The following is a 13,090-nucleotide window of genomic DNA, read 5'->3' on the forward strand; positions in this document are numbered from 1 at the left end:
TGCAGGGAATCACCGTTTTCTGAAATTTTGCGCAAAGATAACCGATTTTAGTTCAAAAAGAGAATCGTTTCAGAAAAAAGGTTAGAAGGAGATTAAAAGGAGAAAAATGGATTGGTAAATGATTGGAATGCAGGGGATTGTGGGGATGGCGTTCATTAAAAATCCCTTTATTCTTATTGTGTATTATATTATAAAAGTACTTTATTGGTTTGGAATGAAGACCTGCTTGCCGTTTGGAAGATTGCTTCGCCGCCACCTGCGCGCAGTGGTTCCGCGGCGCCTCGCAATGACGGGAATGAGGGCCTGTTTGCTCCTTATTACCGGTAAAAACGGCAAATCAAACACTGGCCGTTTTTTTAAACTGCATGCTGTGCAGTTTATAATAAAACCCTTCCAGCTTCAGCAACTCCTCGTGCGTACCCATTTCACGGATCTCGCCCTTGTCTAATACAATAATTTTACTGGCCTTGCTGATGGTACTAAGCCGGTGGGCAATCACTATCGCTGTGCGGCCGGCGATCAGTTTATCAATGGCGTGCTGGATCAGCGCTTCGGATTCGGTATCTACAGATGAAGTGGCTTCATCAAGAATAAGAATGGCAGGATCATACAGCAGTGCACGTACAAACGAGATCAGCTGGCGCTGCCCCAGTGAGAGAGTGCTGCCCCTTTCCATTACCTGGTAATCATAGCCGCCGGGCAGCTGCATAATGAAATCGTGCATGCCAATGAGGCGGGCGGCCTGCTCTACCCGCTCGCGGGTAATTTCAGGATTGCGCAGGGTAATATTTTCATAAATGGAGCCGGAGAAAAGGAACACATCCTGCAGTACCACGCCTATCTTGGTGCGGAGGGAACCGAGGGTATATTGGCTGATGTCCACGCCATCAATCTTTATCTGGCCCTTCTGTATTTCGTAGAGGCGGTTGAGTATGCTGATGATGGTGGTTTTGCCCGAGCCTGTATGCCCCACTATCGCGATCGTATCACCGGGATTGGCATGGAAGGAGATATCCTTCAGCACATAACGGTCTTCCGTATAGGCAAAATGAACATGATCAAAGATGATGTCTCCCCGCATGCCTGCCGCATCTTTTGTTCCTTTATCGGGGATCTGGTCTTCGTTGTCCAGTATCTTAAACACCCGTTCGCTGGCCACCATGCCCATCTGCAGCGTATTGAACTTGTCTGCCAACACACGCAGCGGACGGAACAGCAGGTTGAGGTACATGATAAAGGCGATCATCACGCCCTGGGTCACCTCGTAGCTCAGCACTTTATTGGCGCCCCACCACACCATGAGGCCCAGCGAGATAGCCAGGATAATTTCCACCACGGGAAAGAATACGGAGTAGGCGAAAATGGCGTCTATATTGGCGTTGCGATGATCTTTATTGATCTTCTTAAAACGGGCAAATTCCCTTTTCTCTGCAGAGAAAGCCTGCACCACTACCATACCGGTGATATGTTCCTGTACAAACGCGTTGAGGGCTGCAACGGCATTCCTGACCTGGTGAAAGGATTTGTTCACGCTTTCCTTGAAGATCCAGGTGGCAAGGATAAGCACCGGGAAAGGCGACAAACTGATGAGCGTCAGGCGCCAGTCTTCTATGAACATCACTACCAGTATGGCCACGATCATCAGCAGATCTGCCACAATGGAAATAATGCCTTCTGAAAAAACATCGTTGATGGCTTCTATATCGTTGATGGTACGTGTAGTTAAAGTACCGATGGGCGTTCTGTCAAAAAAAGACAGGTTCAGGCGCACGATCTTCTTATATACCGTAACGCGAAGATCCTTTACTACGGACTGTCCCAGCCAGTTGGTGAGATAACCGAAAAAGAAACGTACCAGCGTTTCCAGCAGCAGTACGCCAATCTGAACAATGGTGATAATGATCAGCATGCGCATCCACTGGTTGGCGATATACTTATCTACTGTTACCTGTATAAGCCAGGGACGTAAAGGTGATAATACGGCCAGTAGCACCGTAAGGAACATGGAAAGATAAAAGGAGCGCTTATATGGAGCAGCAAAAGAGAAGAGACGCCGCAACAAACTGAAATCAAATACCCGCTTTATAGTTAAGTTGTCCATGGATCATACAAACTTACGAAGAAAAAGTGGTTAGTGATTGCGGGGGACTTCAGCAGCCGTCATTGCGAGGCCCGGAGAGCCCTGGCGGGGCGCCGGGCCGAAGTAGTCTTTTAAATGACAAATGGCAAACGGTTGAATGTAGTCATTACCGTTTGCCATCTGGTATTTGGTATTTGCTGTTTAAAGATTGCTTCGTCGCGCCACGCGCATTGGCTCAGCGGCTTCCCGCAATGACGGGAGTGAAGACCCGGGGCTGCGCCAATTATTTATCATCTTTCATGATCTGCTTGTACGCTTTGATAAATATAGCGCCCAGGTTTTTGTGCGGAGGAACATAATCGCTGAAAAGTTCCTTGTTGCGCGCATCGCCGGCAAAGCGTTTGCCGAGTGCGGCCCACATATTTACCCAGTCTACATTCCTGCCGCTGCGGATCACTTCTTCAAGACTGCGGATGATGGGCTCATTTACAAAGCGCGTACCTACCTGTTTGGAGGAGATGATATGCGCTTCAGGAGATTTTTCCAGCACCTTGGCCAGGTTGTGGTAACCGCCGCAGGAGCCCAGCACTACTATCTTGGCAGAGCTTTGCAGGTTATCCATGGTAGTATTTACATGGTAACTGTGGCCACGGTGTATGAATACAGTGGGATGTATATCTTTTTCATCCAGGTACTCGCTGAGCTTCTCGATAGCCGTTTTGTCTTCCGGTTCATCCAGCGGGAGGTTGGCGAAGATGGTGATCGGCTTGCCTTTCTGAGAGGTGATGGTGGTCCAGTATTTACCACGGCTCACGCTCCAGTCTCCGCCGCCAAAGCTGGTCATAAAGCTGGCGTAGGATTCCTGTCCGTCCTTATCGCCGTAGAAGAACACCTGCTGATAGATACGGCCGCTGTCGTTCACCAGTCCGGAGAAGTTCACATAATTGATGGGCGGCAGGCTCAACCTGGCTGCCATATCTGAAGCCTTGGAAGAATCGTTCTGCTGGCCAGACTCCGTTTCAAACAGGCTGGAAAGCAGTTCGTAGATCACTTTACCGCGGCGGTCATTCTTGCGGGATACGAATACATAATTCTTTTTCACTTCTTCACGCAGGAAATCCAGCAGCTTGGGATCGCGTATGCTGCCAAAGGAGTTGGCCACATCCACCGCATCTTCCAGGTCTTCGGTTTTTTCCAGGCTGCTCACATATTTCTTCATGAGGTAGTTGGCGTTCTCCGGTTCCATGGATTTCAGGAAGTGGTCCAGCGTGTTAAAACCCGCAGCCATGGCGATGAACTTCTTAAAGCGGTCAAAGCTCACCAGCATCAGCAGGCTGTCTCCACGGGGTGGTTTCATACGGGCCATCATCTGATCGTATAAACCGGCGTTGCCATGGTTGGTATAGCTGGACGTGAACAGTTCTTCCTGTCCGTTCACGATCAGGTAATACAGTTCTTCGGGTGTAAAGTTCTTTACAACGGCAAAGCGCACATTGTTGGATTCTTCGTGCAGGTCGTTCACCTCGCGGATGTAGCGCAGGGAGCGGGATTGCAGGTTCTCCATCATGGCTTTCAGTCCCAGCGGGTTCTGCCCGTTACTTTTCTTCTGCTGCAGCACAATGGAGGTTTTCACCATCTGTTTAAAGTAGGAATAATCGCCGCTTACCACTCTCTCCAGGGAGTCTACGCTCATGGAACCATCTATCAGCTCGTCAATAAAGGGCAGGATGCGGGTAGACTGGCCCGAGTTACCGATTTTCACGATCAGCTGCACCACGGGATCCTGGTTCTTTTTGATGGCATTGGCCACCGGCGTATAAGAAGTAGCGTAGGTAAGCACCTGGTTGGGATACTTGCGGGCTACGGCCGCTACGATGGAGTCTGTTTCGGGGTAGTCAAGATACTCCCCTATCCTGGACATTACCGTTTCCAGGTTGTCATAAGCGTATTTGGCAAACATCACGCCCCTGGCCTCTTTGTAGCCGGGGTTATCTTTGAACACTTCGATCACTTTTTCGCCGGCGTTGAAAGACAGGCCCCGTACTATCGGCAATATGGTCTGGCCATGGATATCGGCTTTCATCATATCGCGGTAGGCGGCTACCATGGCGGGGGCTTCAGCCGGATCTATCTTGCGGTAGGCGCGTTTGCTGTTATAGTCGTGCAACATCACGTACAGCCCGGAGAGATACTTGGTCTTCAGGCGGTGGTCAAGCAGGGTATCCCGCTCAATGTCTAACTGCATATCGTCTACCTGCCTGATAACGGCATTGGTCACCTGCAGATTGATCGTTTTGTCATCGGACACTTTAACAAAATCATCCGCCTTGCCATCAAATTTGGCGGCGGCAGCCTGCTCTTTATCAATATTATCGTGAAAACCCTGGCGGCCGATAGGGATGTCTATCTTCTGCTCGCCCTGTGCAAATACCCGGCTACCTTGAGAAGCCACCAGGCATAACAGTATTAAAAATTTCTTCATCTATTATATTAATATATACTTTTCTCCTTCCCTTATAGCAAATTTACGACCAATTTCATAAAACGCCCTGCGGACGGGAAAAGTTGACGGGTTTGAGGCTGGAAGTTTGAAGTTTGACGTTTGAGGCTGGAGGTTGTTTCGAAGTGATAGGTTGGCCGGAGGCGGGGAGCCTGGTTGGAGCTGCTTAGCAATTGGAGTTTAGACCTGAGTCCGGAAATCTTTTTCTGAACTTTTAAACCTTTAACGAACTTCAAACTTCAAACTTCAAACTTCAATCGTTAATCGTTAAACATGCAGACATTTAAAAGCGACCTGTCGGGAAAACTGTTTCCTACCACAGAACGGGTGAGCGGACATGGCATCCGGCAGGAGCTGCTGGAACTGATACGTAAGGAGCACCCTGCGTTCAATAACCGCTGCAGCCTGGCCATTTCAGAACTGAACCATTATCGCCAGCAATATTTTGAGACCATTTTCTCCAAAGAGATCGGTGAGCTGACGGAATTGGAAAAAACAGTGATGGAAAAGCTACGCGACCACGAAACCCTGTCGGATAAACTGGAAGACAGCATGGAAAATACCCAGCTGAGCCTGGGGCAGCGGCTGGCCGATAAAATAGCCGACTTTGGCGGCAGCTGGTCCTTCATCCTCCTTTTCCTGGGCTTCATACTGGTTTGGATGGGCCTCAACCTCCTCTGGCTGTCCAATAAGGGCTTTGACCCCTACCCCTTCATTCTCCTGAACCTGCTGCTCAGCTGCCTGGCCGCCTTACAGGCGCCGGTGATCATGATGAGCCAGAACCGCCAGGAGGAAAAAGACCGCCAAAGGGCGAAAAATGACTATATGATCAACCTGAAATCTGAGCTGGAAGTGCGGATACTGCATGAAAAGATAGACCACCTCATTATCCGCCAGCAGCAGGATGTGCTGGAACTACAGCAAACGCAGATTGACATGCTGAATGAAATTACCCACGCCATCAAAAAGCTGCATGCTAAAAATGACCATATTAACCAAAAAGATACAGATAATACTAAATAGATATATTATCCCAGCCGCTGGCTGTCTCTGCATTATCAGTAAGTTTGCAGTACCAGCCGCTGTTGCTGACGGCTGTGTTAACAATTATATAATGTTAACTTAACCCGGTGGCGAATTAATTTTGTGCCATCTTAACAAAAGGATATTTATGATAGACCAAGCGGTTGCAGGTAAAATATTAGTGGTGGATGACGAATTGGATATTCTGGAAATCATCAGCTACAACCTCAAATCTGCAGGATACGACACCGTTACGGCCAAAGACGGCAGCGAAGCTATCCAGAAAGCCAAAATATTCCGCCCCGATCTTATTATGCTGGATATCATGATGCCTAATAAGAATGGGATAGACACCTGCCGCGAGATCAGGAAAATACCCGAATTCAGGGATACTATGGTGCTGTTCCTCACAGCGCTGAACGATGAAAAATCTGAAATAGACGGACTTAACATGGGCGCCGACGATTATATCGCCAAACCCATTAAACCCAAATTGCTGGTAAGCCGCATCAATGCACTGTTCCGCCGCCTGCACAAAACAGAAGAAACACAGCTGCAGCTGGGAGACCTGATCATTGACCGGGAAAAATTCACCGTTAGCTATAAAGGCCAGGAAATCATCCTCGCTAAAAAGGAATTTGAACTGCTACAGCTGCTGGCGTCCAAACCCGGACGTGTATTCCTGCGCAACGAGATCCTGAACCAGGTATGGGGCACAGAGGTGATCGTAGGCGACCGTACCATTGATGTGCACATCCGTAAAATACGCCAGAAAATAGGCATTGACCTGATCACTACGGTGAAGGGTGTGGGCTACAAGTTTGAAATGTAGGGGGACGCGGAATGTGCCAAGTAAAAAAATTGGCTTAATTTCCCACTATCACAATAATTACTCACACTGGAGTATGTTCAAAGCTAAAAACCTTTCCCCGCAGAAACTGGCGGGGTTCACTGCATTTATTATAGCAGCAATTATAGCCCTGGGAAGCCTTATTACCGACGGTAGCTGGCAGCTTATGCTCACCGCGTTCGTACTGACATTCCTGGTATCCTACTACCTGTACCTGTATACCTTACAGAACTTCATCTACCGTAAGATAAAGCTCATATACAAGTTCATTTACCAGACCAAGGCCTCCAAAAGGGAAGAATTCTTCAACAAGAATATCCTCCCCCTGAAGACGATTGAAGAAGTAAGCGCAGATGTGGAAAAATGGGCCGCTCAGAAAAAAGAAGAACTGGAATTGCTGCGCCGCAATGAAGAATTCCGTAAAGAGTTCCTGCTGAACCTGAGCCATGAGCTGAAAACTCCCGTATTTGCTGTACAGGGGTATATACACACCCTGCTGGATGGCGCTGTAGAAGATCCGAGCGTGAACAAGGTTTTCCTGAAGAATGCCACCAAGAACATTGACCGCCTCTGCCACCTGATAGACGACCTGGACGAAATATCCAAGCTGGAAAGCGGCGAAATGACCATCAACAAAGAACCTTTTGTAATACAGGATCTTATCAGGGACGTGTTTGATACCCTCTCGCTGAAAGCCAATACCAAAGGCATTAAGTTCAATATCAAAAAAGGATGCGAAGCGCCGGTAACCGTACTGGCGGACAAGGAAAAGATACGACAGGTGCTGATGAACCTCGTGGACAACTCCATCAAATACGGCAAGAACGACGGCCATACTATCGCCAGCGTATATACGATGGACGACCGGCAGGTACTGATAGAGATCTCTGACGATGGCATCGGCATGGCCGAAGAACACCTGCCCCGCGTATTTGAGCGTTTTTACCGTACAGACAGGGCCCGTAGCCGTGACATTGGCGGTACGGGACTGGGGCTGGCTATTGTTAAACACATCATTGAAGCACATAACCAAACCATTAATGTGCGCAGCAAACCGGAGATAGGATCTACTTTTGGGTTTACGCTGGAGACGGGGAAGAGTGATTGGGTGTAATTAAAAATTAAGAATTGGGGAGGGGGTGTGGGAGATGCAAGAATGTTATTACTGTATTGTCAGCCAAAGAGACATATGAAAACCAGGCTCCCCTAGCGGAAGATGAAGCCCGTACAGCATGGGAGGCGTTTACCCGGGAGGATGATATTGCGCCTTTTGAATGGCTGTACCGTAACTCCATTACTACCTTGCTGGACTACAGTTATAAAATAAGCGGCGAAAGATCGCTGGCAGAAGATGCAGTGCAGAATGTTTTTACTTACCTGCTGCAACACCGGCGGCAATTGCCTGTTCCCCGCTCTGTTAAATATTACCTGTTGCGTTGTGTGCGCAACGAACTGATAAAACTGCTCAAACGTCACCGCAAGGAACTGCCTGCACAAGAACTCTTCGATACTGTGCTGCAGCTGGAGCCTTCCCTGCAAACACCTGCGCTGGAAACGTACCTGCAAAAAGAACAGCTGTCTGTGCTACAGCATTATATTAACCAGCTGCCCAACCGGCAGAAAGAAGTGATCTACCTGCGCTTCTTTCACGGGCTGGGTTATGAAGAGATTGCGGCGATCATGGACATAGACCAGAAATCGGCCTACAAAACCGTATACAAGGCCCTTGATACCTTACGGCAGCTGCTGCCCGGCCCTTCTCTTGGCTGCCTCTGTTTCATTTTACAGGCCAGCAGGCATATTTAGACGATATTCAAAAAAGCCGCCGGTTTTTAGACAACATCCATTTCTGAAATATTTTCAGCCGCCGGGGGATAAAAACGGAGATCCCGTTACTCTGTATGCAAATGACACTGTGAATAGTCATTCGTCCTGTCTGCCAACCGAAGCCGATCCGGACTAATGACCGTCACTAACAGCTAACAACTAATGGCTAATGGCTCTTTAGTATGAAATCGTCTGCCTTCTATCAACATTACACTACCTGGCAGCTGGCGCTGGATGATGATTTCATCCGCTGGGTAAAAACACCTGACGCCGGTTTGAATGCCTTCTGGGAACAGTTTCTGCAGGACTACCCGGAAAAGGCGCTTACCGTACAGGAGGCCCGCAGCCTGTTGCTGCACTACCGCTTTGCGCAAACACCGGTTGAGCCGGCGGTAGTAGAAAGGATATGGCAACAGCTGGAATTGCAGCACCGTAGTCTCAGCGCCCGTCCGCGGCGTGCGGTGCTAAGACGGCTGATCTGGTATGCAGCGGCGTCTGTGCTGCTGTTAATAGCAGGTGTGTGCAGTTACCGTTACCTGGCCAATACGGCTACCGTTATTGAGACCCAGGCCGGAGAGCTGCGGCGCATCAGCTTCCCTGACGGATCGCAGATCATGCTAAACCAGCAATCGAAGCTTGTTTACCATCGTTTCAGTCCGCACCAGGTAACCCTGGAGGGAGAAGCCTATTTCTCCGTACCCACCCGGCCCCATGCGCCTGTATTCACCGTTCGCTGTGATAAAGGCGAGATACGGGTACTGGGCACCGCATTCAATGTAAGATCGCGGCAGCAGCAATTGCAGGTGGTACTGGAACAGGGCGCCGTGCAGGTAAACCCGGCCATGCGGAATGCGCGTGCGGTAAAAATGCAGCCCGGCGATATGGTAGTGATGGATGATAAAGGTATGCGCAGCAAAAAAGTGCACACACAATGGCACACTGCCTGGCGCAGCAACCAGCTGGTGTTCAGCAATGCACCGGTAGAAGAGATATTAGGATACTTAACAGATACATACGGATGGCATTTTAAGATAAATGCGCCTGTTACCTTAACGAATAAACGTTTTAACGGTACAGCGCCGGCGAATGAACCCGACCAGTTGCTGCAGAAGATCAGTACTATTTACCAGCTGAAGACAACCCGGCAGAAAGACACAGTGATAGTTGATGCCCGATAGTCCATCGGCCATTGACTTCCTAACACTCAACATTTTAAATTCCAGTTATGACGCACCTCCTTTACTTACACAGGGCGATGGTATGTTTCCTATGCTGTATGTTGTTCATACACCCTGATACCACCGCGCAGGATATTTCCTGGAACGGGCGGCAGGATCAGCATCAGAAAAACACCCGTATGAAAAGCATGCCGCTCACAGCTGCCCTTCACAACATCGCCCAACGATACCAGGTAAGCTTTGATTATGACAGCGAAACACTGCAGCAGAAACAGGTAACTGCAGAGAAAGTGCTGCTCCATCTTCGCAACCAGCAGGTACAGTACAACAACCTGGATGCGCTGCTGAAAGACCTCTTGCAGCCTTTTGGCATGAAGGTAAAACAGTTCGGGCAGCACAGCTACACCATCTATACACCGCGGGAAGCAACGCTTCCCGCCAATGAGCTAAGCGCGGTGATCAATACGTTCATCACCACGGATACCACCATTGCAGGCAAAGTAACAGACGCTGCCAATGGACAGGCATTGCCGGGTGTAAGCGTAATGATCAAAGGCAGTACTAAAGGCACGGTAACAGATGCCGACGGGCATTACCGTTTACAGGCGCCGGATCGTAATGCCGTACTGCTTTTCCAGTACATCGGCTTCGAAGCAAGAGAGCTGGCTGTTACAGACGGCGCTACTGCCAATGTAACACTGTTATCCGCCACGAGCTCTCTATCAGAAGTAGTGGTAACCGGTTATACCTCGCAGCAGAAAAAAGACATCACCGGGTCTGTAGCAGTGGTCAAAACCAAAGACCTGCTCTCAGTACCCGCCGGTAATTTTGGCCAGCAGTTACAGGGGAGGGCCGCCGGGGTTACCACCACCAGTAATGGCGCACCGGGCGCGGGGGTCAGCATCCGTATCAGGGGTATCGGCACCATCAATGATAACGGGCCGCTGTATGTAATTGACGGCGTATCTACCCGCAGCCAGAGCCTCAACAGCCTGAACCCGAATGATATTGAATCTATACAGGTATTGAAAGATGCAGCCGCCGCTTCTATTTACGGCGCGCAGGCCAGTAATGGTGTCGTGATCATTACCACAAAGAAGGGTAAGGCAGGCGTATCAAAGATCTCTTACGATGCTTACTACGGTATGCAATACCCGGGTAAAGGACCGGAGCTGCTGAACACCAGCGAGTGGGCAGACCTTATATGGACCAGCCTCAGAAATGCCGGACAGGTAGGCGCCAACGGCAATCCCACACATCCGCAGTTTGGAAATGGTATGCAACCGGTCATTCCTTACTACATACTACCTTCGGGCAAACAACAGGGTGAAGTAGATGAAAGCGCCTATGATCTTACTACCAACCAGATTGTACGCGCCAGCCAACAGGGAACGGACTGGTATAAACAGATCTTTGCGCCGGCCGCTATACAGAATCATCAGCTTACAGGCTCCGGCGGCACAGATAAGGGCAATTATGCTTTTGGTCTTAACTACTTTAACCAGGAAGGCATCCTGAAGTATACTTATTTCAAACGCTATTCAGCGCGTATTAACACCTCGCTGCTGGTGAAAAAGAATATCCGTTTCGGTGAGAACCTGCAGGTAGCGTTTACCGAAAACACCGGCGGTGATTATGCCAGCGGTGAAGGCAACGCCATTGTACAGGCCATGCGTGTGCCGCCTATTATACCGGTATATGATATTGACGGACATTTTGCAGGTACACGTGGCGCAGGGCTGGGCAACTCTTCCAATCCCTATGCATTGCTGTACCGCGGCAAAGACAACAAAACAAAAGGTTTCCGCGCTTTTGGCAATGCGTTTGCAGAGATCACTTTCCTGAAAGATTTCCAGTTCAGGTCCAGCTTCGGGATAGACTATACCAACTGGAACGGCTATAGTTTTTCCTACCTCAATCCAGAGCATTCAGAACCGGCGGCCAACAATGGTTTCAACGAGAACTCCAACTACAACCTGCGCTGGGTGTTCACCAACACCGTTAACTATAAGAAAACATTCGGACGGCACAATGTGAACCTCGTGCTGGGTACAGAAGCCATCTCTGAAAAAGGACGCAACCTGAGCGGCGGCAGGGTAAACTATTTCAGCACATCAGAACTGATCTGGAACCTGAATAACGGTGACCCCAGTACGCAAACCAATGCCAGCAGCCAAACGGAAACAGCATTGGCATCCATATTTGGGCGGGTGGATTATTCCTACCGCGACAAATACCTCTTTACCGGTATCCTGCGCCGCGATGGCGTATCAAGGTTTGCACCCGCAGAACGTTATGGCATCTTCCCCGCTGCCAGTGTGGGATGGCGCCTCTCTGAAGAGCCCTTCCTCAAAGGCCTCAGCTGGCTGGATGAGCTGAAGCTGAGAGCAGGTATCGGCGCTACCGGCAACCAGGAAATTCCCCGCGCATATAACTATGCATATGAATACAGCACCAGTCCGCGTAACTCCAATTACGACCTGGGAGGTACCAGCAACAGCACCGTGATCGGCTACTACCTGGCTAACCTCGGTAATCCCGCTACCGTATGGGAATCTACTGTGATGACCAATATCGGTCTTGATATCGCCATGCTGAGAGGCAAACTGGAAGTAAATGCAGAAGTGTACGACCGCCGCACCAACGATATGCTCACACAACCACAGCTCACGGCGCTCGCAGGCAGAGCCACCGCGCCATTCGTGAACATCGGCGACATGCGTAATACGGGTATTGACCTGGGTATTAACTACCGTGATAAAATACGCGGACAACTGCAGTACGATATCGGCATTACCTTCAGCCACTACAAGAATGAAGTGCTGCGCCTGGGAGAAACCGGAACGGAGCAGATATTCAGCGGCGGCACCCGCTATGGCACCATTACCCTTACCGAAAAAGGAAAGCCGGTATCTATGTTCTACGGCTACCAGATAGAAGGCATTTTCCAGAACGAGTCAGAAGTAAAAGCGCATGCTTTGCAAACCGGTATGGATAAAAGCAACCCTGCAAAATTTGTAGGCAAGTATAAACTGAAAGATATTGACGGAGATGGTACGGTAACGCTGAACGACAGAACCATCATCGGTAACCCGCATCCTGATTTTACCTACGGGTTCAACCTCAGCCTGGCCTGGCGAAATTTTGATTTCAACATGTACCTGTATGGCTCACAGGGGAATGATATTTACAACATCACCAAATACTATACAGACTTCCAGACCTTTGCAGGCAACCGCAGCAAACGCATGCTGTACGACTCCTGGCGGCCTGATAACCCGGATGCAAAGCTGCCGATACTGGACGCCAACGATAATATCAGCAACGGTATTTCGCACAGCTACTATATAGAAAATGGCTCCTACCTGCGTGCCAAAAATATACAGCTGGGTTACTCACTACCGGCTACTTTGCTGAAGAGAGTGAACATAGACCAGCTGCGGGTGTATCTACAGGCCACCAATCTCTTTACCATCACCTCTTACAGCGGGCTGGAGCCGGATATTATGAATGCTGGTTTTGGCGGCGGCGGCGATCTTAACAAAGGTGTGGACTATGGATTCTATCCCAACGCCAGGCAGGTACTGGTGGGGCTTTCGCTTACTTTCTAATTCCTGATGTAAAAAATCTAC

The 13,090-nt window shown here is 49.5% G+C and carries 8 protein-coding genes; 6 read left to right on the forward strand and 2 right to left on the reverse strand.

Annotated elements, in window-relative coordinates:
* Positions 1-337: 337 nt before the first annotated feature.
* A complete protein-coding gene (locus Q0577_RS23970; protein WP_298740855.1) occupies positions 338-2,101 on the reverse strand; it encodes an ABC transporter ATP-binding protein in 1,764 nt (587 codons plus the stop codon).
* Positions 2,102-2,363: 262 nt separating this feature from the next.
* Positions 2,364-4,562, reverse strand: coding sequence for a hypothetical protein (locus Q0577_RS23975; protein WP_298740857.1), 2,199 nt, complete (start codon positions 4,560-4,562; stop codon positions 2,364-2,366).
* A 291-nt stretch (positions 4,563-4,853) separates the two neighbouring features.
* Between Q0577_RS23975 and Q0577_RS23980 the strand changes: the two genes are divergently transcribed.
* The 6 genes from Q0577_RS23980 to Q0577_RS24005 all read left to right on the forward strand — a co-directional run bounded on the left by Q0577_RS23980 (position 4,854) and on the right by Q0577_RS24005 (position 13,069).
* Complete coding sequence (locus Q0577_RS23980) at positions 4,854-5,603, forward strand: DUF1003 domain-containing protein (protein WP_298740859.1); 750 nt, start codon at positions 4,854-4,856, stop codon at positions 5,601-5,603.
* Positions 5,604-5,751: 148 nt separating this feature from the next.
* On the forward strand, positions 5,752-6,435 hold the full coding sequence (locus tag Q0577_RS23985; protein ID WP_298740861.1) for a response regulator transcription factor: 684 nt from the start codon (positions 5,752-5,754) through the stop codon (positions 6,433-6,435).
* A 73-nt stretch (positions 6,436-6,508) separates the two neighbouring features.
* On the forward strand, positions 6,509-7,567 hold the full coding sequence (locus tag Q0577_RS23990; RefSeq protein WP_298740863.1) for an ATP-binding protein: 1,059 nt from the start codon (positions 6,509-6,511) through the stop codon (positions 7,565-7,567).
* A 56-nt stretch (positions 7,568-7,623) separates the two neighbouring features.
* The gene (locus Q0577_RS23995) at positions 7,624-8,259 is read left to right on the forward strand and encodes a sigma-70 family RNA polymerase sigma factor (RefSeq protein ID WP_298740865.1); all 636 of its coding nucleotides are present in this window, start codon (positions 7,624-7,626) and stop codon (positions 8,257-8,259) included.
* A 203-nt stretch (positions 8,260-8,462) separates the two neighbouring features.
* On the forward strand, positions 8,463-9,458 hold the full coding sequence (locus tag Q0577_RS24000) for a FecR domain-containing protein (protein ID WP_298740867.1): 996 nt from the start codon (positions 8,463-8,465) through the stop codon (positions 9,456-9,458).
* A gap of 98 nt (positions 9,459-9,556) precedes the next feature.
* On the forward strand, positions 9,557-13,069 hold the full coding sequence (locus tag Q0577_RS24005) for a TonB-dependent receptor (protein WP_298740869.1): 3,513 nt from the start codon (positions 9,557-9,559) through the stop codon (positions 13,067-13,069).
* Positions 13,070-13,090: the final 21 nt, after the last annotated feature.

Source organism: uncultured Chitinophaga sp., assembly GCF_937898475.1.
Classification (GTDB): Bacteria; Bacteroidota; Bacteroidia; order Chitinophagales; family Chitinophagaceae; genus Chitinophaga.